Here is a 21,487-nt window from a genome sequence, read left to right as displayed (position 1 = left end):
GATAAACTATGAGAAATGTCGCGCCTGTTGCATTACTTCTGGCATTAACGCTCTGTACCCTGCGGGTGAATGCCGAAGATGAACCGCAAATTATTACGCCGGAAGGACTGGCCACCAGCCAGATGCTTCCCTCGCTGGACGGCGCGGTTGCCGATCTGCCGCTGAGCGCTGCCGCCCCCGGCAACCTGATGCTCAACGACGCGGTAAGTCGTGCCGTGAGCTGGCATCCTTCTATTCGTGAATCGATCGGCAAACTGCTTTCGCAAAACGAACAGATCGACGTGGCGAAATCGAAATATTACCCGCAGGTTTCTGCCGGAATGAATAACGGTTACAGCAATACCTATACCGACCACGGCTTTAGCCCGGCGCTGGTTATTTCGGTGTCACAAATGCTGTACGACTTCGGCAAAGTGGCAAGCCAGGTCCGCGCCGAGACCGCCGGAGCCGCACAACAGCAGGCGAATGTGTTACTCAGTATTGATACCATCGCCCACGCAACCGCCAACGCGATAGTCCAGGTGCAGACGTGGCAGCAAATGGTGGACGCCGCCGAAGAACAGCTCACCGCCTTAAACGACATTGGTCGACTGACCCGACAACGCAATGATGAAGGGGCAACCTCGCTGTCCGACGTGGTGCAAACCGATGCGCGTATCGAGTCTGCGCGTTCTCAGCTGGCGCAGTATCAGGCCAATCTCGACAGCAGTAAGGCCACATTGATGAGTTACCTCGGCTGGAACTCACTTAACGGCATCAGCAACGAATTCCCGGCCAAACTGGACAGCAGCTGCGATGTGGTCAAACCGGAAGATAAACTGGTTCCCGCGGTTCTGGCGGCCTGGGCGCAGGCAAATGTGGCACAGGCAAATCTCGATTACGCCAACGCGCAGATGACGCCCACCATCTCTTTGGAACCGTCGGTGCAGCATTATCTCAACGACAAATACCCCAGCCATGAGGTGCTCGACAAAACCCAGTACTCAACGTGGGTAAAAGTTGAGATGCCGCTGTATCAGGGGGGCGGACTCACCGCCAGGCACAACGCCGCCAGCCATGCGGTAGAGTCTGCACAATACTCCATCCAGCGCACCCGACTCGAAGTACGACAAAAATTACTGGAGTCCCGCAGCCAGGCAATGAGCCTCGCCACCGCCCTGCAGATTCTGCGCCGCCAGCAGCGACTGAGTGAACAAACGCGCGAGCTTTATCAACAGCAGTATCTGGACCTCGGTTCGCGCCCGCTGCTCGACGTGCTTAACGCCGAGCAAGAGGTGTATCAGGCCCGTTTTGCCGAACTCCAGACTCAAAACCAGCTGCGCCAGCTCCAGCTGAACTGCCTCTATAACACTGGCTCGCTTCGCCAGGCGTTCGCCTTAAATAATCGCAGCATTCAATCGGTGGAGATCAAGCTATGAGCGACCTCGATTCACATGCAAAAGATGCGATTAGCGAACACGCTCTTAGCCAGTGGGCGCAGGCGATGACGCATATTGCCAATCACTATCGCGTGGCCTGTTCTCCCGGCGCAATCCAGGCCAACGCCCCGTGGTTTGCGGGAAAAAGCCGGGCAACGGCCCTGTCGCAACTGGCGCGTCAGGCGGGACTGTCATTTCATGCGCTGGATACCGCCACGCAGGTGTTCGGTCAGTGGCGTCTGCCGGTGGTGGCGGAACTGCGCGACGGCCAGCTAATGGTGATAGAACATTTCAACGGCGAAGATGCACTGGATGTGTTTATCATCGCCGAAGAGGGCCAGCGTAACCGGCTCACGGTCGCAGAGCTTCTGCCGGAGATCGTGAGTATTACCGCGATGCGCCCGCTGTCGGCGCTGAAGGACAGTCGGGTAGACCGCTATATTTCGCGCTTCAAGCCCGACTGGATGCGCGAACTGGTGTTAAAAGACATTAGTCCTTATCTGCCGGTCATGATTGCCGCCTTTCTGATTAACGTTCTGTCGCTCGCCGGGATTATCTTTTCCATGCAGGTTTATGACCGGGTGATCCCCGCCCAGTCTTATCCAACGCTGTATGTTCTCTCCACTGGCGTTCTGGTGGCGGTGCTGTTTGGCTTTTTGCTGCGCGAAGCGCGTACCCACATAATGGACCTGCTCGGCAAACGCGCCGATATGCGCATTTCCGATCGCGTGTTCAGCCATGCATTGCGCCTGCGCAACAGCGCCGTCCCCCGCTCGACGGGGAGCTTCATTTCTCAACTGCGCGAGCTGGAACAGGTTCGCGAGATGATCACCTCCTCGACCATGTCGACCATTGTCGATCTGCCGTTTTTCTTTTTGTTTATCGTGGTGCTGGCTTTTATCGCCCCGCCGCTGGCATGGATAGCGCCCGTCGCGGCCCTGCTGATGATCCTGCCAGGTTTGCTGTTACAGAAGAAGCTGGCGGTGCTCGCCAACCAGGCTGCCCATGAATCCACCCTGCGCAACGCGGTGCTGGTCGAGAGCGTTCAGGGGCTGGAAGACATCAAGCTGATGCAGGCGGAAAACCGCTTTTTACAGCAGTGGAACAGCTACATCCGCATTACCGGAGAGTCCGGGCTGCGCACGCGCAGGCTGACTCAGGGGCTGATTGGCTGGGGCATGTCGGTACAAAGCCTGGTCTACGCCGCGATCATTATGTTCGGCGCGCCGATGGTCATTGAAGGCACGATGACCACCGGCGCCGTGGTGGCCGCTTCGATGCTCGGTTCCAGAATGATTGCCCCAATGGCTAATCTGTGCGGCGTGCTGGCCCGCTGGCAACAGGTCAAGGCGGCGAAGATGGGGTTAGACAGCATCATGCAGCTTCCCACCGAAACGCAGTACGACGAAGACCGGGTGCATCAGGAGATTTTTCACGGCCATTATCTGTTTGAGAACGCACACTTTCGCTACCACAGCGACGATCAGCGCGTTCCGCTGCGCATCTCGCGCCTGGAGGTCATGCCCGGCGAGCGCGTGGCAATCCTCGGGCGTAACGGTGCAGGGAAATCAACCCTGCTGCAGGCCATGGCGGGTGGTGTGGAGATTATCCAGGGCGATGTCCGGCTCGACAACCTGAGTCTGGCGCAGATCGATATGGCTGATTTACGCCGCAACATCGGTTTTCTTAGCCAGAACGCGCGGCTGTTTTTCGGCACCCTGCGCGAGAACCTGACCCTCGGCGCACCGCATGCCAGCGACGCGCAGATCTTCGAAGCGCTGGAGGTCAGCGGCGCGGCAGCTTTCGTTAAACAGCTCGCCAAAGGGCTGGCGCATCCCATTATGGAGGGCGGCAACGGTTTGTCCGGTGGACAACGGCAGTCGATCCTGCTGGCAAGAATGCTGCTGCGATCGCCCAATATCGTGCTGCTCGACGAACCCAGCGCCTCGCTGGATGAACATACCGAGCGGGAGTTTATTCAGCGCCTGAACCAGTGGCTGGGCAACCGCACATTGATTGTCGCCACCCATCGCGTACCGGTTCTGGAGCTGGTCGAACGCGTGGTGGTATTAAAAGAAGGCCAACTGGTTATGGATGCCCCGAAAGCGCAGGCATTAAATGCGAGCCGGGCACCCGCCCCAACTCACGGTCGGGAGTGGAAAAATGAAAACCAATCCGCATGATGCCGCCATGGACGACCTCGATATCCGCCGCGAGCACCGTTTTTCCGGGGCCAGCCGTATTATTCTGCTCAGCACGCTGCTGTTTGCCGTCCTGGGTATCTGGGCATATTTCGGCAAGCTGGATGAAGTCTCAACCGGCAGCGGAAAAGTGATCCCCAGCTCGCGAGAGCAAGTCTTGCAGTCGCTGGATGGCGGCATTCTCGCCGAGCTTACTGTACGCGAGGGAGATAAAGTGCAGGCCAATCAAATAGTCGCCCGCCTCGACCCCACCCGTTCTGAGTCCAATGTTGGGGAGAGCGCCGCCCGTTATCGCGCCTCATTGGCTTCCAGCGCAAGGCTTAATGCCGAAGTTAACGATCTGCCGCTGGTCTTTCCCGATTCACTGCGCGCCTGGCCGGACCTCATCGCCTCCGAAACTCGCCTGTATAAAAGCCGCCGCGCGCAGCTTGCGGATTCAATGGCAGAACTGCAAGATGCACTGGTCTCAGTAAATAAAGAACTGGCCATCACCCAACGGCTGGAGAAAAGCGGTGCCGCCAGCCACGTAGAAGTGCTGCGCCTGCAACGACAAAAAAGCGATCTGGGATTAAAAATCACCGACCTGCGCTCACAATATTTCGTGCAGGCGCGGGAAGCGCTGTCAAAGGCCAACGCCGAAGTGGATATGCTGGCGGCGATTTTAAAAGGACGCGAGGATTCCGTCACCCGCCTGACCGTACGCGCGCCGATGCGCGGTATTGTGAAAAACATCCAGGTCACCACCATCGGCGGCGTTATCCCGCCCAACGGCGAGATGATGGAGATTGTGCCGCTGGACGATCATCTACTAATAGAAACCCGACTGTCACCGCGTGATATCGCTTTCATCCATCCTGGACAACGGGCGCTGGTGAAGATTACCGCCTATGACTACGCCATTTACGGCGGTCTGGAAGGCGTAGTCGAAACCATCTCTCCGGACACCATTCAGGACAAAGTGAAACCGGAAATCTTCTATTACCGCGTGTTTATCCGCACGCATCAGGACTTCTTACAGAACAAACTGGGACGCCATTTCTCCATCGTACCAGGCATGATTGCCACAGTGGATATAAAAACAGGTGAAAAAAACATCGTCGACTATTTAATCAAACCGTTTAATCGCGCAAAAGAAGCGCTGCGCGAGCGCTAAATCCTTGAGGATTAGGGGTTGCGGGGGCTGGTCACGCGTGTCACAAGTCTGTTATACTTGCTCTAACACATTGGGGCTGATTCTGGATTCGACGGGATTCGCGAAACCCAAGGTGCATGCCGAGGGGCGGTTGGCCTCGTAAAAAGCCGCAAAAAAATAGTCGCAAACGACGAAAACTACGCTTTAGCAGCTTAATAACCTGCTCTGAGCCCTCTCTCCCTAGCTTCCGCTCTTAAGACGGGGATCAAAGAGAGGTCAAACCCAAAAGAGATCGCGTGGAGGCCCTGCCTGGGGTTGAAGCGTTAAAACTAATCAGGCTAGTCTGGTAGTGGCGTGTCTGTCCGCAGGTGCCAGGCGAATGTAAAGACTGACTAAGCATGTAGTGCCGAGGATGTAGGAATTTCGGACGCGGGTTCAACTCCCGCCAGCTCCACCAAATCATGATCCGGATACGTCCGGTGAAGTACAGAAAGCCCGCACGGCACAAGCCCTGCGGGCTTTTTTGTGTCTGTCGTTGTCCGAGAACATCCGGCTAAATCCAGAGAAAATTGGTACACGTTTAGGTACACGCTATACTGTGGTCCATTAAACGTGTACCAATTATGGAAAGGATCCAGACATGGCGCGTATCACACGCCCCCTCACTAACAATGAAATCCTTAAAGCCAAACCCCGTGAAAAAGACTTCACCCTTCATGATGGTGATGGCTTGTTCTTGCTCGTCAAAACCACTGGTAAAAAACTCTGGCGCTTCCGTTATCAACGACCGGGAAGCAGCAGCCGCACAAATTTGAGTCTCGGCTCATATCCTGCCCTTACACTCGCAACAGCTCGTCAGATACGCGACCAATATTTGGCTACGCTCGCGCAGGGGATGGATCCACAACAGCAGCAAGAGCAAGCATCAGAGCAACGTCAGATTGAGCTGGATAGCATTTTCTCAACAGTGGCCGCCAACTGGTTCAAAATGAAAAGCAAAAGCGTCACAGAGGATTACGCGAAAGATATATGGCGCTCTTTAGATAAGGACGTGTTCCCGGCAATCGGTGCAATACCCGTTCAGGAGATAAAGGCCAGAACGATTGTTGAAGCATTGGAGCCAATCAAAGCGCGCGGAGCTCTGGAGACAGTTCGCCGCTTAGTACAGCGTGTAAATGAGGTTATGATTTATGCGGTGAACACTGGCTTAATCGATGCAAATCCGGCATCAGGTGTTGGTATGGCCTTTGAGAAACCCAAAAAACAAAACATGCCGACGCTACGACCAGAAGAATTGCCGAAGCTCATGCGCTCTTTGATTATGTCAAATTTGTCTGTACCGACTCGCTGTCTTATTGAGTGGCAGCTCCTGACTGTTGTGCGCCCTTCTGAGGCTTCTGGCGCTCGGTGGGCTGAGATCGATCTCGATACAAAGCTCTGGACGATTCCAGCCGATAGGATGAAGGCTAAGCGTGAACATATTGTTCCTTTATCATCCCAAGCATTAGATATTTTGGAGATAATGAAACCTATAAGTGCTCACCGAGAACATATTTTCCCGAGCAGAAACGATCCCAAACAAGCAATGAATAGCCAGACGGCTAATGCTGCACTTAAGCGGATCGGTTATGGTGGAAAACTTGTTGCACATGGCTTAAGGTCTATCGCAAGTACAACGTTAAATGAACAAGGATTCAATGCAGATGTAATAGAATCAACTCTTGCACATACGGATAAAAATGAAGTTAGGAGAGCATATAATCATGCTCTTTATTTAGAACAGAGAACCCAACTACTTACGTGGTGGGGAGAATATATCAAAGAAGCTAGGAGTAAATAAGAATGCCTAACGTATTTAATAATAATAAGTTAGAAGACTGTTTTAATTTGGCTTTATTAAACATCATTAAACATGGTGATACTGATATTTTCCCATATCCTTTCGAGAGTCGTTTATTCGAGGACAAAAAAGACATAGTCATTGATGCTTTAATGGATACATTCGAAAACTTCGAACAACATAAAGTTGATTATCAGCCGACTCTAATTAACAGTTTTTCAAGTGTAGGCTATTATGGTTATCGATGGGCAACTCAAATAGATCCATACTGGAACGCTTTTTTCTTAGGGCTTGTCATACGTTTATCTAAAGATATTGAAGACAGAAGAGCGAACTCAGATAAAGTGTACTCATATAGATTTTCTCCTAACTTAGATGAAGGAACTCTTTTTGATAAAGGAATATCATGGCGAAAATATCAGGAGGACAGCATAACTAAATGTCAAGATGATAGTATCAAGTATATACTTACTTGTGATATTGCTGATTTCTATCCAAGGATATATCATCACCGATTAGAGAACGCCTTAGATCGCATTGATCCGCAAAGGGAATACTCATATAAAATAAAAAAACTGCTACAATTATTCACTGAAACAAAATCATATGGTGTACCAGTAGGATGCCCTGCATCTAGAATACTTGCTGAACTTGCCTTAGACTCCATTGACCAGTTACTCTCAATGAATCAAATAAGCTATAAACGGTATGTTGATGACTTCATTATTTTTTGCCAATCTAAAGAGGAAGCTCATAACATATTAACCTTTATCAGCAAAAAATTAATGGAGAATGAAGGTCTGACGTTGCAAAAACATAAAACCAACATTGTCTCAAAAGAAGAATTTTTATCTGTAACTAAAGCAAAATTACATGGAAGCGAGGAAGATGAAGAAGCCCCTATGAAAGCAAAATTCATGAGCTTACCTATCAGATTTGACCCTTATTCAGCAAATGCAGTTGAGGAGTATGAAGAAATTAAAGAGGCTCTAAAAGATTTTGATCTCTTAGCCATGCTCAATAGCGAACTACAAAAATCAAAAATAAATCAATCATTTAGCAAGCATTTGATTAAAGCATTTTCCGTAACATCGAATGAAACTATTTCAAGTGCATTTAAAGTTATGTTCAATAATTTAAATGAACTATATCCAATATTCACCACAATAATGCAAGTAGCATCTGCTAATTGGCAAAAAATTGACACCACCACAAAAAATATTATCCTGGATAAAATAATTCAATTAATTAGAGATGAATCTTACATTCTCAAAGCAGAGTTAAACATTGCTTATGTCGCCAGAATGCTATCTAAAGAAAATAGTGAAAAATCAGTACTTATACTTACTGAGATTTATAAAAAAAACCCAGAAAGTCAATTGATAAAAAATACTGTAACTCAATCAATGGCAAAGCTAAGAGTAATTCCTTGGCTCTCAGACATAAAGAAAAACTTTGCTGGATTACATCCTTTGCAACGCAGATTATTGATAATCTCCAGTTTCTTACTCGGTGACGAAGGGAGGCACTGGAGAGACCACAATAAAGCAACCTTTAACTTCATTGAAGTAATATACAGAGATTGGGCTAGTTACAGACAAACATCACGTAATCTGGAGGATGCTTTATGATTTCTGAATTGACTTTTTCAAGAAAATTCACTTCATATTGGAATCAACTTCTTCCAAACGCCAATAATTTCATAAGAATAGTTAACGGTAGTTTGATTGATGATGTTTATCCCCCCCTTGATGAAAATGGGAAAAAGGAAAATAATGTTTTTGTTAATGAGTGTGGTTTTAATCTGTATGTTGCAATACATAACAATATTATTAGCGAGCAATTACTTTTGTCGAATGATCTTTTTTACGCCCCAGAATTCTCGAGAGTTATAGAGAAAACAGAGCTTGAATTAAGAAAATTTAGCTACGGTTCTAATTTTGAATTACCTTTATCAGTTCCCGAATATAACAGCATTAAAAGTATAGCGTGGAATATATTAAATAGGTATCGCATATACCAAACCATCTCCTCACCTTTATTTTCAGGTTGTGGGATAATCAATAACTCATACGGAGACATTTACTACCCAAATACACTTGTAGAAATAAAATCTGGCGATAGGAAATTTAGTGTATATGATTTAAGACAATTACTAATCTATTTTACACTTAACTTCTACTCCAGAGAAAAACGCCCTCTCCAAAAGTTTGAATTATTCAATCCTAGAATGGGAATAGTTTACAATGATGACATAACAATCCTATGCCGTGAACTAGCATTCATCCAGCCAGAAGAAATGTTTTTCCAGATAATGACGGCCATAACTGATGAAAACTTCATAGACACGGAGTTTCAGCGGTAATTATTAATATACAAAACACGCCTCCAAGATATTTTTACATTCGGAGGCGTAAATCCGCATATTTAAAACTTTAAAAGCAAAGACAATTCCACTTTAATAATTCTATATATTACAATGCGTTAATCCAATCTAACATCTACACGCATAACTAATTTTACTTATTACGTTTCCCTCCGTAAATATTTGCTTTATGCCAAAACCTGCATCCTAGTATCTTCATAAGGTTAATGAGGTTCTCATTATCACAACCCCCAAAGAATCAGTACTGTATAGCATTGTATTTTACTGCCAAAATAAACACACACTTTGTAGTTCTTGCGCGCAATGCTCTCCCCGCCACGCCTGCCCGCTTCCTGGGGCGTTTTTAATGCAGGAGCATGAAGGGGCTCAGGCCGCGCCAGTACTGGTGCGGCAGGGTGTGGAAAATTCAGGTTTTTGCATGCAAAGCCATGCAGCGTAGGCATGCATGGCTATTTTTATTAAAAAGACGGGTATTTTCGGGGTGTTTTATGCTGATTTTTTGCGGGTCTGTGCGGCCTGTCGGCGTATGAAAATCTGACTCTGTTCAGGCGTATATTTTGCCCGGTTGTCGTCTCTCGATGCTCTGTCAGGCCGGAAACCGATGGTTGTCAGAATGTCGCGATCTTCCTCTGCGTAATCAATATTTCCTCCGCGGGTTACATGAACGGACAGCGCTTCGCGAACACTGGCGACCGCCCGATCGAGAGCCCGTTCTCTGACGATGTCAGGTTGTTCGCTGAGATGCATTAATTCTGGTGCCAGTACGGCGGCCAGTGCGTCGCCGCTTACCTGCATAAAGGCGTGGAGCTGACGACGGATACTGATACGCTGCACGGCTTCATGCGACCGGATGTACTGCCCGGCCGACTGATTTACCGCCCATATTTTCAGGTCAATATCATCACGCAGCGCCTGTGCTGCCTCCGGTTCATAACGGGTACAGGTCAGCTCCAGCTCTTTTAGCGCCATTTCAGCCCGCGCCAGTGCTGACTTGCTGCTCATCCAGTCCGATTTATTCTTCTGACAGGTTTCAAAGGCCTGTTCCAGTAGTGCTCGTGCCATTTTCTTTTCTCCTGAATCAGTGGCGCAGCGATGAGCGGGCGCAGTCCAGAATTCGGGTCGGTGTTTCTGATACCGTCTGTGGTGGTTCGGGCTTTTCTTCTGCCGGTGGCCGTATCACCTCGTCAATAGACTCGATGGTGCGAAAGGTCGTGGAGCAAAAGACATTCACGCACTGGAGGTAGCTCTGTTTGACGTTATCCGACAGGTAGCGACTGGTACGGACATGGGCAGCCTGTTTGCAGTACGGGCAGCGCATCATGGCTTAACCCCCTGTGATTTTTTCTTCTGCGCCAGCTCTTTAGCCCGCGCCATTCTGAGAGCAGGGCTTTTATAGAGTTTCATGTCCACGCCGGTAAGAGCCGGACGGTGAAGCCCAATTATTGAAATTACCGGCTCCTGCGCCATGTTGAATGTGTAGAACCTGCTTTGCGCCAGTACATTCTCACCCAACTCCTGAATGAGAACGTTGTGAGGGTGTTCTTCTCCCTTAATTTCGAGCTCACGCAGGCGTAACGCAAAAGCGCGTACCAGCGCCGGGGGAATCTCTTTCATGACCGCCGACCACTCATTCCGGGCATGGGCAGAAAGCGCCTCTGAATGGGCGCTGACGTATTCTTTTCCTGATGTACAGGCGGCCAGCATGGTACTGGCTTTATCATCGTTGAGCTCATCAATCAGGGCGGTGAATTCTTCCGCCAGCTCCCGACCGGCCACTCGCTGACTGTGTTCGGTTTTCAGTTCCGGGGTCATCATGCCGCGCAGTTCGCGAAAACGGGTACGCCAGTTCTGTTCGGCTTCGGCACTTTCATTCAGCGCGTTCTGACGCTCTTTCCCGCTGCGGATAATGGCGGCATCAATATCATTCAGTTTCAGCATATTTTCCGTGTGTGCGGATTTGGCCTTGCTGAACACATCAAGAGCGTTATTTATCGTGACCTCGGCGTTCTGGTTTGCTTTCTCGTTAAGGGTATCCAGTGCGCTGTCAATGGCCGTGCGGATTTTCTCATCCTGCGTGCTGCCGATGGTTTTCATTACTGCGGTAAACAAATCTGGTTTCATCGTCGGGTTCTCTCTGTGTTTTCAACCTGACGCCATTCTGCCGTCCCTCAGACAACAACTCGATTCATTGCGGTTGTAGCAGACATGGCACAAACAGGACTTCAAAACCCGGCTGGCCAGAGAAAGGTCGCAGGAAAACCCCTCTCTCTGTTTGTTTTTTTACGATTAACTATTCACTACTGTTCAACTTAAGAAAAAAGATAAGTAATACAGTAAGATAAGTGGTGAACAGTTAGGGGGCTGACTGTTCACCGTCTGTTCACCACTGTTCACCCTCCCTTTTTTCAGTCAGCCAATCACTTAGACTTTTTAACGATTAAAAAGTGAAAATATATAAATAAAAGTAATCATGAATAGGCCATCAGTTTGCCAACAATTACCAAAAGATTGCCAACGATTACCACTGTATAAAAATCGTTCTGTTGTGTGGTAAAGCACTACAAAATGACTTGTTGCCCTGAGGGAAAATATTCACAAAATAGAGAGCTACCCGAAGCCGGACGGACACGACCGGCACTGTATGGACTTTGTGAGGTAGCCCGATGCACACCGCTTTTTCTTCCCCGTCTTCTGCCCCTGCCGTGCCGCTGATGCCGGTTTCTGATACCGTTCACGAGCGTTTTATCCGTCTGCCCGAAGTGATGCATCTGTGCGGCCTGTCCCGCTCGACCATTTACGACCTCATCAGCCGGGAAGCCTTCCCGAAACAAATCTCCCTCGGTGGTAAAAACGTGGCGTGGGCGCAGTCTGAAATCACCGCATGGATGGCGGATCGCATCGCCGAACGCAACCGGGGCTATGACGCATGATGATGACCATTCAGCAAACAGCCTCTTTTTCTGGCTTGCTTCTTTTCGCCGTTTCCAGGTATAGTTTTCCCGCTGCCGCAAAATCGGCAGCCGGGCGTAGGAACCCGTGTAATTCACAGGCGACAACAGACGCGCCATGCGTCTTTTTTTACGTCGTTGCTCAGGCACACCCATTTTTCGGGCTGTGGTGCTTATTCCATAGCCCCTGTCAGATAATGGTGGTCCGGGCGGGGCAGCTTTCGGGCTGGCCGGTATTCTGTGAAGCCGGTATTCCTACCCCCGTTCGGGTCACCACCCATGAGCGTAGGAACTCCGGTGGTGGCAATAACCGCTATTCACAGGAGGTTGCCATCATGGCTACGACCCTCACCCCGTCACACCCGCAGTTTGTCTTTGTGTTTGCCGCTGTTCGTCGCGCAGACCGTAAACCCCGTATCTGTATGCTTCGCACCGTTGCCGATGACGAGCACGCCGCACGCCTTTCCCTCGTTCGCGATTACGTCCTCTCGTTTGCTGGCCGCCTGCCGGTTGCGGAGGAGCGCGCATGAGACACACCACCATTACCGCCCGTGACCTCGAATGTCTGGAGCATATGCGCAATGTCGGCCAGCTCGTCGGCGATCTGATGCAGGTACAGGACTGCGCCACCGTTCGTCGTGACCCTGCGCAGCAGTTACAGCTCACCTCCGTGATTTACCTCATGACCGCCCAGCTCGATGGCGTGGTCGAACGCTGCAATCAGCACTGGCTGACCGGGGAGGGCAATGTATGAAAAACCCATTACCGCCTGTATTACGCGCCGCGCTGTATCGTCGCGCCGTGGCCTGTGCCTGGCTGACCCTGTGCGAACGCCAGCACCGCTATCCGCACCTCACCCTTGATGCACTGGAAAGCGCCATTGCCGCCGAGCTGGAGGGCTTCTACCTGCGCCAGCACGGCGAGGAAAAAGGCCGTCAGATTGCCTGTGCCCTGCTGGAAGATTTAATGGAAGCCGGACCACTGAAAGCCGCCCCGTCGCTGTCCTTTCTCGGGCTGGCCGTGATGGATGAGCTTTGCGCCCGTCATATCACGTCGCAGGTACTGCACTGAGGGAGAAAACAACAATGAAAATGAACGTAACAGAAACGGTAAAACAGGCGTACGGCCACTGGCCGCACATTCTCCCTGCGCTGGGTGTGAAGGTGATTAAAAACCGCCATCAGGCCTGTCCGGTGTGTGGCGGCTCTGACCGTTTCCGCTTTGACGATAAAGAAGGGCGCGGGACGTGGTTCTGCAATCAGTGTGGCGCAGGTGACGGGCTTAAGCTGGTAGAGAAAGTGTTTGGCGTAACCCCGTCAGAGGCTGCCGGAAAGATAAACGCCGTGACCGGCAACCTGCCGCCGGTTGCCCCGGAAGTGATTGCGGCCGCAGAGGCTGAAACGGAGGCCGACCGCAAAGCGGCGACCGCGCTGGCCGTCAGGCTCATGGAGAAAACCCGACCGGCCACCGGCAATGCCTACCTCACCTGCAAGGGTTTCCCCGCTCTGGAATGTCTGACGCTCACCGCCATACATAAAACCGGCGGCGTGACGTTCCGCGCCGGTGATGTGGTTGTCCCGCTGTATGATGATACCGGCGCACTGGTTAACCTTCAGCTTATCAATGCAGACGGTCTCAAACGCACCCTGAAAGGCGGTCAGGTCAAAGGGGCATGTCATATCATCGAAGGGAAAAAACAGGCCGGAAAACGCCTGTGGATTGCGGAGGGGTATGCGACCGCGCTCACCGTGCATCACCTGACCGGGGAAACCGTCATGGTGGCGCTGTCGTCGGTAAACCTCCTTTCTCTGGCGAGCCTTGCCCGTCAGAAATATCCGGCCTGTCAGATTGTGCTCGCCGCCGACCGTGACCTGAACGGCGATGGCCAGAGTAAAGCCGCTGCGGCCGCAAATGCCTGTGAGGGCATTGTTGCCCTGCCGCCGGTGTTCGGTGACTGGAATGATGCGTTTATGCAGAAAGGTGAAGAAGCCACCCGGAAAGCCATTTATGACGCTATCCGGCCACCGGCGCAAAGTCCGTTCGACACCATGAGCGAGGCGGAATTTACCGCCATGAGCGCCAGCGACAAGGCCTTGCGGGTGCATGAGCATTACGGCGAAGCGCTGGCGGTGGATGCGAACGGCCAGCTCCTGTCCCGCTATGAAAACGGCATCTGGAAAAATATCCCTGCCGCCACTTTCTCACGAAATGTGGCTGACTTATTCCAGCGTCTGCGCGCCCCGTTCTCGTCCGGGAAAATTGCCTCGGTGGTGGAGACCCTGAAACTGATTATTCAGCAGCAGGATACACCGGCACGTCGTCTGATTGGCTTTCGCAACGGGGTACTTGATACCCAAAGCGGCGTATTCAGCCCGCACCACAAATCGCACTGGCTGCGCACGCTGTGTGATGTGGATTTTACCCCGCCGGTGGAGGGGGAAACGCTGGAGACTCACGCGCCGAACTTCTGGCGCTGGCTCGACCGTGCGGCCGGTAAAAATCCCCAAAAACGTGACGTGATTCTGGCTGCGCTGTTTATGGTGCTGGCGAACCGTTACGACTGGCAGCTCTTTCTCGAAGTCACCGGTCCCGGCGGGAGCGGCAAAAGTATTCTGGCTGAAATCGCGACCCTGCTCGCCGGGGAAGATAACGCCACGTCAGCCGATATCGACACACTGGAAGACCCGCGCAAGCGTGCCTCCCTGATTGGCTTCTCGCTAATCCGTCTGCCTGACCAGGAAAAATGGAGCGGTGACGGCGCAGGGCTTAAGGCCATCACCGGCGGCGATGCGGTCTCGGTTGACCCGAAATACCAGAACCCCTACTCAACACATATTCCGGCGGTGATTCTGGCCGTGAACAATAACCCGATGCGCTTCACCGACCGCAGCGGCGGTGTGTCGCGCCGCCGGGTGATTATTCACTTCCCGGAACAGATTGCCCCGGAGGAACGCGACCCGCAGCTCAGGGATAAAATTGCGCGCGAGCTGGCCGTCATTGTGCGCCAGCTTATGCAGAAGTTCAGCGATCCGATGAACGCCCGCGCACTGCTCCAGTCGCAGCAGAACTCCGACGAGGCGCTCAGCATCAAGCGCGATGCTGACCCGACATTTGATTTTTGCGGCTATCTGGAAATGCTCCCGCAGACCAACGGGATGTTTATGGGTAATGCCAGTATTATCCCACGTAATTACCGTAAATATCTTTATCACGCGTATCTGACGTATATGGAGGCTAACGGGTACAGGAACGTGCTCAGCCTGAAAATGTTCGGGCTGGGGCTACCCATGATGCTGAAAGAGTACGGCCTGAATTATGAGAAGCGACACACCAAGCAGGGGATACAAACCAATCTGTCGCTGAAAGAGGAAAGCTACGGCGACTGGCTGCCGAAGTGCGACGACCCCGCAGCAACATAACCTCACTCAGACCGGCAACAGCCGGTCTTTTCCTTTCTGGTCATTGCCACAAGGTGAACAATCCACTGTTCACCCTTCACCGTATATTCACCCTGTATCACCATGAAATTATTGATAAAAAACCAGAGATGAACAGTGTGAACAGTAAAACCTGAAAAAACTTTTTATCACCCCTCACATCGCCCGACCGGGCAGATCCAGAACGAGCAAAAATCACAAAGGTGAAGAGTCGACTGTTCACTCTTCACCAACTCATCACCATTTATCTGTATGATTTAAAATAGGAAATCAGCGTGGTGAACAGTGTGAACAGTTAAATGCAAAAAAACTATTTTTGAGTATGATGTAGCTCTCCATACTCTATGGAAAGATCCAAGTTAGCTGAAAGCCTAACCAAGACAGCACATTAATTCGTAACGTGTTAAGCCAGAGGGAATTTTATGGGGACTATTTTGCTTCAAGAAAACCATGAAAAAATTTTAAACATACTAAATGAAGCTAAAGATGTGGCGCTAAGGTATTACAAATTAACCAATAAGCCTCTCGGAATCACTGGAGAAATAGCTGAATATGAGGCTGCAACTCTTCTTGGGTTATCACTGTGTTCAGCACGTCAGTCTGGATATGATGCAACTGAGCTTTTGGACGGGAAAGAGCATAGAGTTCAAATCAAAGGTCGATACATGCCTGATCGTAAAAAAGTTTCTGCGAGAATTGGTGCTATTGATATATCTAAGCCATTTGATTCTGTTCTTTTAGTTTTGCTTGATGAAAATTATGATGCTTTTGCCATGTATGAAGCATCACGAGATGTAGTAGTCGCAGCTCTTCAAGCTCCGGGATCAAAGTCTAGAAATGAGCGAAATCAGCTAGGCATAGCAAAATTCAAGTCTATTAGTAGACTCCGCTGGAGCAAGGTTGCTGAACCTGAGATCTTTTAATTGGTACACGTTTAGGTACACAACCGAAAGTTGAATACAGAAAAAGCCTTAATATTTAAAATGTTGAATGTTTTATTCAGACTCCGCCAGCCCACCAAACATGATTGGATAGTGCCAGGACAGCACTAGCAATAACAGGAAGTTAGCAGTCTCAGTTGGACACCGACCAGACGGTGAGGAGACAAAAAAGATACGCAAAGGAGCCGCGGCTCCCGAGTGACATAAAAGCCCGCTTATGCGGGCTTTTTTATGCTCTTTGCCCCGTCCTGAAAGCGTTGACACGTTCCAGACTTAAATCCGGAGAACGTGATGATAGCTGAATACGAACAGGCAGATTAATTTCATGATAACTCTTTTTATTTAACAGTGAACGACCATGGTTAAATAATATCCCTACAGGCTTAAAATCGTCACGATAAAAATAAACGTATTTATTAAATACATTCGTCATTTAAACGTTCGACATCGTTAGCCAGCCCACAATGCCGCATAGTGTAAAAATATCCAGTTAACTTCTCCATGAACAACTCTTGAATTTTCCTACTAAATACATATATTACGCATCCCGTTCAGTACATGGAATAACCTTTGATTTTTTTAATTGATATTGGAGTTACAAATGTCAAATAAGAAAATTTCGCGGAGCAATGGGGCAACAGGCCCCGTTAATAAGGTTGTCGCATGGTCAACAATCGCTTTGCAGGCTCTGTATCCTGCCCTTCTTAGCTTCACGCCAACCATCAGCCATGCGTCAGCCGTTAAGGCATCGCAGGCCACCGCAGAACAGCAAGAACTGCGCGGTCTGTCTTCTCTCGCCGCGCAGGCTGGCAGAAGCATTGAAAACGGCCATGCGGGCAGTTTTGCTGCCAATACCGTCTCAGCACAGGCAACGAAGGAGGTGGTAGAGTGGCTACAGAAGTACGGTAATGCGCGTATTCAACTCAACGTCGATGACGCTTTCTCGTTGAAAGATTCGGCGTTCGATTTCCTTTATCCGTGGGTTGATACAAAGCAGCATGTTTTATTTAGCCAGACATCGCTTCACCGTACCGATGACAGAACCCAAACTAATATCGGTATGGGTTATCGCTACTTCACGGCGGATAATTCAATGCTGGGCGCAAACTTATTTTATGACTACGATTTAAGTCGTCATCACGCACGTATGGGTGCAGGCGTTGAGTATTGGCGAGATTATTTACGCGCAGGCGCAAATGCTTATTTAAGATTATCAAAATGGAAGGATTCTCACGATCTGGATGATTATCAGGAACGTCCGGCGGATGGCTGGGATATCTATACCCAAGGTTGGTTGCCATCGTATCCGCAACTGGGCGCATCGCTTAAATATGAAAAGTATTACGGCAAGAATGTCGGCCTCTTTGGCAGCGATCATCTTCAGGAAAATCCGTACGCCTTTACAGGCGGGATCAGCTATACGCCGGTTCCTCTAGTTACGCTTTCCGCTGAACACAAGCAGGGGCAGAGCAATACTCATGATTCACGCTTCGGCATAGAGATTAACTATCGCCCCGGCATCCCGCTGGCGAAGCAGTTGGACAGCGACAATGTTGCGTTAATGCGCGAAGTTCAGCACGGACGCTACGATTTTGTCGAACGAAATAACAATATTGTTCTGGAATACCGCAAAAAATCGGTTCTGAAAATCCGCCTGCCTGAAAGCGTACAGGGGGAAGGTGGCGCCGTTATTCCGGTGACTATTTCGCTGGATAAATCCCACTGGGGCATTCAGTCGGTAGAGTGGAACGATAGCGCATTTACCGCCGCTGGCGGACGCATTTCCGGTAGCGGCACATCATGGCAACTGACGTTACCCGCTTATACACCAGGCGGCACTAATCACTGGCAAATCGGTGCAACGGCGCGAGATGTTAAAGGAAATGTCTCTAACTATGCGGTGATGAACGTGACGGTGACGGGGAGTTCAGCCTCTGTCGGCACAATGGATTTTACATTGAACGGCGAGCAGCAACCGATCATCGCGGCTGACGGGAAGTCACAGCATCCGGTTACGCTGGTGCTTAAAGATACCAATGGTAATCCGTTAACAGGGCTTGCACATGACATTGAGTTGTCTTTAGCGTTTACGCCTGACGCACAGAGAAATCGTGAGCGTTCAGCACAGGCTCCAAAACTTGGTGAAGTGCAGGAAACCCGCTCCGGGGTGTATACCGCCACGCTGACGCCGGGTTTAACGGCGGGGACGGCACGCATCACCGCTAAAGTCCTGGGTAAAACAGAAACCCTGACGGTGAAACTAAAAGCGGTTTCCGCAGAGGCGGCAAAATCGACATTCACGGTAATGCCCATGGAGCAGGTCGTTGGACACCCGATTAGCCTGGCGTTAGAAGCAAAAGATAAAGACGGGAATGCCATCACCGGCGACGACAGCTTACGTTTTTATGCAGTTTCAGCCAGCGGCGAAGTCCGTTTTACTGCCGTAGAAGAGAAAGACGGCGTGTACAGCGCTAAGGCAACGTCTGAACTGGCTCAAGCGACACGCATTGGTGTGACGTCACAAAAACATGATTTCTCCGGACTGGAAAAACAAGCCAACTGGATTGCCGACAAAACGCAGCCGGTGGTGCAGGCTTTTAACCTGACCAGGGACAATGCGCTGGCGGATGGCAAACAGAGTAATGTCGCGGTCGTTACCCTGACCGACCGTTATGGGAACCCGCTGTCCGGATACACGGTCACTCTGGCGTTACCGCCACAGGTTAAGATCGCGAATGGGGAGAACGTTGTGAAGACCGATGCCAAAGGTGAAGCAAGATTCTCACTGACCAGTTCAACGCCGGGAACTTATGATATTACGCTAAGCGCGGGGAACATCAGCTCATCGCTAAGCGTAACATTTGCCTCTGCAATGGAGGGGGCGACATTGTCTCTGACGGCCAAAGACAATGGCGCAATCACCAATATTGCAGCAAACGGTCGCGATGGTGCCACGCTTGAGATCATGCTCAACAATACCGCCGCGTCGGTTGAAGGACAGAAAGTGGAGCTTATCGTAACGCCACAAGGGCTCGTGTACCCGGACAAAATCACCACCAATAAAGACGGTTACGCGACGGTAACGTTAACTACGGTTAAGGCAGGTCATTACACCGTTAATGCCAGGGTTACAGATGGGCAGCACAGCGTTGAGTCCTCAAGCGTTGGCCTGGAATTCGTACCTGATATTAACAGCGCAGTGCTGAATTTGACCGCACCGTCTGAGAGCATTGTGGCAAACGCATCAGCGGCACATGAAATTCAGGTACAGGTTGTCGACGGTGAAAACAACCCATTTAGTGGTGACGTGCACCTGACCAGTTCCCCTGCCAGTGGATTAAAACTGGGCCAGTCCGAACTGACATTGGATGAGAAAGGAATGGCATCAACAACCTTTATTGCCGCAGAAGCTGGGCACTATCAATTGCAGGCAACCTTCATCAAAGAGGGTAAACGCGTTACGGCGAGTAAGGCGATTGAGGTGGTATCGGATCTGCAAAATGCCGCGTTGACGATCGAACCGTCAACTACATCCGCCGTAGTCAGTGATGTGGATAACGTGGCGTTTACCCTGCATCTGACCGATACATCAGGGAACGGCGTCAGCAACCGTAAGCTGAAAATTACGGCTACAGGCCCATCGCCACGCGATCCTCTGGTGATTGACAATACGCTTGTCACCACCAATGGTTCCGGTACTGCGACTGTAAATGTCCACGGTAATAAGGCGGGTCGTTACACGCTGACCGCCACATTGGCTGAACACGGTAGCAATGTCTCGGCAAATGCTTCGATAACGCTGAATGCCGATGCCCAGAATCCAGTGCTCACTCTGGAGCAGGATCCTGGCTATGCCGTTGCCAACCTTGAGCCGGTAGGCTTTATGGCACGGTTGCAGGATAAATTCGGTAACCCGTTAAACGGCAGTGTCGAATTTAGCGCAGGCAGCAAAGCCAAACCCGGCAGCGGAACCTTTACGATGACGCCGGATAAAACCAACTTTAAGTTAGGGAATGCTTACTCTGAACTGAGAACGGATACGGCCGGTGTAAGTTGGGTAAGAGCGAAGGCAACGACGGGAGATAAAACGTTGGAAAAAGTACTCACCGTCTGGGTAGTTGAGAACCATCAACCAAATTCCTGATCGGGATATAAACAAAAGATAGCCGGGGTGTTTTCGAGAGCACCCCGGCTACTGCCATAACCTCAAATATATCGACGCTTGCATTATTCTCATAGCCAGGCGAGCTATGAGAATAATGAGCACTTAAATAGCGCCAACCGTCATCCCATTCCTCCCCCTTTTACTCATCAAAAGGAGGGAAAAAAACGACTCACTTTTAACAAAGCCATTCATGACCTTACTTATCAACCGGATAATCCCTGTTAATCCACGCATGTTCATCTTCCCAGGTAAACATCCATTTGCGAACCGGGCCGGCCATCACGTTAAGGTAGTAACTGTCATATCCCGCCAGGGTTGCCACCGGGTGATACCCCTTCGGCACCATCGCCACGTCGCGGTTATAGACTGCCATACACTCGTCAAGCGACCGGTCATCGGTGTACACCCGTTGCATACAGAATCCCTGCGGCGGGTTGAGGCGATGGTAGTAAGTCTCCTCCAGATAGGTTTCCTGCGGGGGATTATCGGTGTCATGTTTATGGCTTGGGTAAGAACTGGTACAACCTTCGTTGGTCCACACCTCCACCACCAGCAGGCTATCTGCGGGTTTATCTTCCGGTAAGATGTTGTGCACGTAGCGCTGGTTGTGACCTTTGCCGCGCGCTTCCCCGTCGATATCCTTAGGTGCGATCAGCCGTGTTGGGTGCGTGCCTTTCCCCGGTGCAGCGCAGACCGCCAGCTCCAGTCTGGTCACCGCCTGAACCTGTATGGTTTCACCAGCAGTGACATAAACCGCCCACGGTTTGATACGCTCGAACGGGCTCATCCGCTCACCGATATCCGTAAAAGTTGCGCCCGGCGTGGTGACGGTCGCGCGTCCGGCAACCAATACCAGACAACGTTCTTCGCTGACGGCGGGCAGCGTAAGCTGCTGCCCTTCCTCCAGTTCATACGCTCTAAAGCCAACATATCCCCATCCGGCGCTTTCCGGCGTCACTGACTGCGTACACCCTTGCGCGTCCGGCTGCTGCCAGCGTGATAATAAACGTGACATATCA

At 50.6% G+C, this 21,487-nt stretch carries 17 protein-coding genes and 1 other RNA gene; 14 read left to right on the top strand and 4 right to left on the bottom strand.

The window, feature by feature from the left end:
- Positions 1 to 8 precede the first annotated feature (8 nt).
- The 7 genes from BZK40_RS05075 to BZK40_RS05045 all read left to right on the top strand — a co-directional run bounded on the left by BZK40_RS05075 (position 9) and on the right by BZK40_RS05045 (position 8,956).
- Entirely contained in the window at positions 9 to 1,418 is a 1,410-nt protein-coding gene (locus BZK40_RS05075) for a TolC family outer membrane protein (RefSeq protein WP_079934272.1), read from the top strand.
- A complete protein-coding gene (locus tag BZK40_RS05070; RefSeq protein WP_079934271.1) occupies positions 1,415 to 3,601 on the top strand; it encodes a type I secretion system permease/ATPase in 2,187 nt (728 codons plus the stop codon). Before BZK40_RS05075 ends, BZK40_RS05070 begins: the two co-directional genes overlap by 4 nt.
- Before the next feature lie 7 nt (positions 3,602 to 3,608).
- Positions 3,609 to 4,772 carry a beta-barrel domain-containing protein gene (locus BZK40_RS05065; RefSeq protein WP_095533108.1) on the top strand — a complete coding sequence of 388 codons (1,164 nt, stop codon included), beginning with the start codon at positions 3,609 to 3,611 and terminating at the stop codon, positions 4,770 to 4,772.
- 72 nt (positions 4,773 to 4,844) lie between these two features.
- Positions 4,845 to 5,208, top strand: a transfer-messenger RNA (tmRNA) gene (gene ssrA, locus BZK40_RS05060).
- 183 nt (positions 5,209 to 5,391) lie between these two features.
- Complete coding sequence (locus tag BZK40_RS05055; protein ID WP_079934269.1) at positions 5,392 to 6,591, top strand: integrase domain-containing protein; 1,200 nt, start codon at positions 5,392 to 5,394, stop codon at positions 6,589 to 6,591.
- A gap of 2 nt (positions 6,592 to 6,593) precedes the next feature.
- Positions 6,594 to 8,222 carry an RNA-directed DNA polymerase gene (locus tag BZK40_RS05050; protein WP_079934268.1) on the top strand — a complete coding sequence of 543 codons (1,629 nt, stop codon included), beginning with the start codon at positions 6,594 to 6,596 and terminating at the stop codon, positions 8,220 to 8,222.
- Positions 8,219 to 8,956, top strand: coding sequence for a hypothetical protein (locus BZK40_RS05045; RefSeq protein WP_079934267.1), 738 nt, complete (start codon positions 8,219 to 8,221; stop codon positions 8,954 to 8,956). Before BZK40_RS05050 ends, BZK40_RS05045 begins: the two co-directional genes overlap by 4 nt.
- Positions 8,957 to 9,463: 507 nt before the next feature.
- Here BZK40_RS05045 and BZK40_RS05040 read toward each other — a convergent pair.
- Genes BZK40_RS05040 through sid form a run of 3 tightly spaced genes read right to left on the bottom strand, consistent with a single transcriptional unit; the run spans position 9,464 to position 11,098 of the window.
- The gene (locus BZK40_RS05040) at positions 9,464 to 10,039 is read right to left on the bottom strand and encodes a phage polarity suppression protein (protein WP_079934266.1); all 576 of its coding nucleotides are present in this window, start codon (positions 10,037 to 10,039) and stop codon (positions 9,464 to 9,466) included.
- Positions 10,040 to 10,055: 16 nt separating this feature from the next.
- On the bottom strand, positions 10,056 to 10,298 hold the full coding sequence (locus BZK40_RS05035) for an ogr/Delta-like zinc finger family protein (RefSeq protein WP_079934265.1): 243 nt from the start codon (positions 10,296 to 10,298) through the stop codon (positions 10,056 to 10,058).
- A complete protein-coding gene (sid, locus tag BZK40_RS05030; RefSeq protein WP_079934264.1) occupies positions 10,295 to 11,098 on the bottom strand; it encodes a capsid size-determining scaffold Sid in 804 nt (267 codons plus the stop codon). Before sid ends, BZK40_RS05035 begins: the two co-directional genes overlap by 4 nt.
- 542 nt (positions 11,099 to 11,640) lie before the next feature.
- Between sid and BZK40_RS05025 the strand changes: the two genes are divergently transcribed.
- The 7 genes from BZK40_RS05025 (at position 11,641) to BZK40_RS04995 (ending at position 20,447) form a co-directional block, all read left to right on the top strand.
- Positions 11,641 to 11,907 carry a helix-turn-helix transcriptional regulator gene (locus BZK40_RS05025; RefSeq protein WP_079934263.1) on the top strand — a complete coding sequence of 89 codons (267 nt, stop codon included), beginning with the start codon at positions 11,641 to 11,643 and terminating at the stop codon, positions 11,905 to 11,907.
- On the top strand, positions 11,904 to 12,455 hold the full coding sequence (locus tag BZK40_RS05020) for a host cell division inhibitor Icd-like protein (protein ID WP_079934262.1): 552 nt from the start codon (positions 11,904 to 11,906) through the stop codon (positions 12,453 to 12,455). The genes BZK40_RS05025 and BZK40_RS05020 overlap by 4 nt, the downstream gene beginning before the upstream one ends.
- Positions 12,452 to 12,679 carry a hypothetical protein gene (locus BZK40_RS05015; protein ID WP_001216598.1) on the top strand — a complete coding sequence of 76 codons (228 nt, stop codon included), beginning with the start codon at positions 12,452 to 12,454 and terminating at the stop codon, positions 12,677 to 12,679. Before BZK40_RS05020 ends, BZK40_RS05015 begins: the two co-directional genes overlap by 4 nt.
- Positions 12,676 to 12,996 carry a DUF5375 domain-containing protein gene (locus BZK40_RS05010; protein WP_079934261.1) on the top strand — a complete coding sequence of 107 codons (321 nt, stop codon included), beginning with the start codon at positions 12,676 to 12,678 and terminating at the stop codon, positions 12,994 to 12,996. Before BZK40_RS05015 ends, BZK40_RS05010 begins: the two co-directional genes overlap by 4 nt.
- Positions 12,997 to 13,010: 14 nt before the next feature.
- On the top strand, positions 13,011 to 15,344 hold the full coding sequence (locus BZK40_RS05005) for a primase-helicase zinc-binding domain-containing protein (RefSeq protein ID WP_079934260.1): 2,334 nt from the start codon (positions 13,011 to 13,013) through the stop codon (positions 15,342 to 15,344).
- Positions 15,345 to 15,784: 440 nt separating this feature from the next.
- Positions 15,785 to 16,285 carry a DUF6998 domain-containing protein gene (locus BZK40_RS05000; protein ID WP_079934259.1) on the top strand — a complete coding sequence of 167 codons (501 nt, stop codon included), beginning with the start codon at positions 15,785 to 15,787 and terminating at the stop codon, positions 16,283 to 16,285.
- 619 nt (positions 16,286 to 16,904) lie between these two features.
- Complete coding sequence (locus tag BZK40_RS04995; RefSeq protein ID WP_079934258.1) at positions 16,905 to 20,447, top strand: inverse autotransporter beta domain-containing protein; 3,543 nt, start codon at positions 16,905 to 16,907, stop codon at positions 20,445 to 20,447.
- Between the two features lie 217 nt (positions 20,448 to 20,664).
- On the opposite strand, the gene iolB is transcribed toward BZK40_RS04995, so the two are convergent.
- On the bottom strand, positions 20,665 to 21,483 hold the full coding sequence (iolB, locus tag BZK40_RS04990) for a 5-deoxy-glucuronate isomerase (protein WP_079934257.1): 819 nt from the start codon (positions 21,481 to 21,483) through the stop codon (positions 20,665 to 20,667).
- Positions 21,484 to 21,487 lie beyond the last annotated feature (4 nt).

Origin of the sequence: Citrobacter portucalensis, assembly GCF_002042885.1 — a bacterium.
GTDB lineage: Bacteria > Pseudomonadota > Gammaproteobacteria > Enterobacterales > Enterobacteriaceae > Citrobacter > Citrobacter portucalensis.
The sequence above is the reverse complement of the archived record's forward strand: the minus strand, read 5'-3'. Positions and strand labels throughout refer to the sequence as shown.

Coding starts and splice junctions, on each gene's coding strand:
- BZK40_RS05075 (WP_079934272.1), top strand. CDS start 9: ATGAGAAATGTCGCGCCTGTTGCATTACTTCTGGCATTAACGCTCTGT.
- BZK40_RS05070 (WP_079934271.1), top strand. CDS start 1,415: ATGAGCGACCTCGATTCACATGCAAAAGATGCGATTAGCGAACACGCT.
- BZK40_RS05065 (WP_095533108.1), top strand. CDS start 3,609: ATGGACGACCTCGATATCCGCCGCGAGCACCGTTTTTCCGGGGCCAGC.
- BZK40_RS05055 (WP_079934269.1), top strand. CDS start 5,392: ATGGCGCGTATCACACGCCCCCTCACTAACAATGAAATCCTTAAAGCC.
- BZK40_RS05050 (WP_079934268.1), top strand. CDS start 6,594: ATGCCTAACGTATTTAATAATAATAAGTTAGAAGACTGTTTTAATTTG.
- BZK40_RS05045 (WP_079934267.1), top strand. CDS start 8,219: ATGATTTCTGAATTGACTTTTTCAAGAAAATTCACTTCATATTGGAAT.
- BZK40_RS05040 (WP_079934266.1), bottom strand. CDS start 10,039: ATGGCACGAGCACTACTGGAACAGGCCTTTGAAACCTGTCAGAAGAAT.
- BZK40_RS05035 (WP_079934265.1), bottom strand. CDS start 10,298: ATGATGCGCTGCCCGTACTGCAAACAGGCTGCCCATGTCCGTACCAGT.
- sid (WP_079934264.1), bottom strand. CDS start 11,098: ATGAAACCAGATTTGTTTACCGCAGTAATGAAAACCATCGGCAGCACG.
- BZK40_RS05025 (WP_079934263.1), top strand. CDS start 11,641: ATGCACACCGCTTTTTCTTCCCCGTCTTCTGCCCCTGCCGTGCCGCTG.
- BZK40_RS05020 (WP_079934262.1), top strand. CDS start 11,904: ATGATGATGACCATTCAGCAAACAGCCTCTTTTTCTGGCTTGCTTCTT.
- BZK40_RS05015 (WP_001216598.1), top strand. CDS start 12,452: ATGAGACACACCACCATTACCGCCCGTGACCTCGAATGTCTGGAGCAT.
- BZK40_RS05010 (WP_079934261.1), top strand. CDS start 12,676: ATGAAAAACCCATTACCGCCTGTATTACGCGCCGCGCTGTATCGTCGC.
- BZK40_RS05005 (WP_079934260.1), top strand. CDS start 13,011: ATGAAAATGAACGTAACAGAAACGGTAAAACAGGCGTACGGCCACTGG.
- BZK40_RS05000 (WP_079934259.1), top strand. CDS start 15,785: ATGGGGACTATTTTGCTTCAAGAAAACCATGAAAAAATTTTAAACATA.
- BZK40_RS04995 (WP_079934258.1), top strand. CDS start 16,905: ATGTCAAATAAGAAAATTTCGCGGAGCAATGGGGCAACAGGCCCCGTT.
- iolB (WP_079934257.1), bottom strand. CDS start 21,483: ATGTCACGTTTATTATCACGCTGGCAGCAGCCGGACGCGCAAGGGTGT.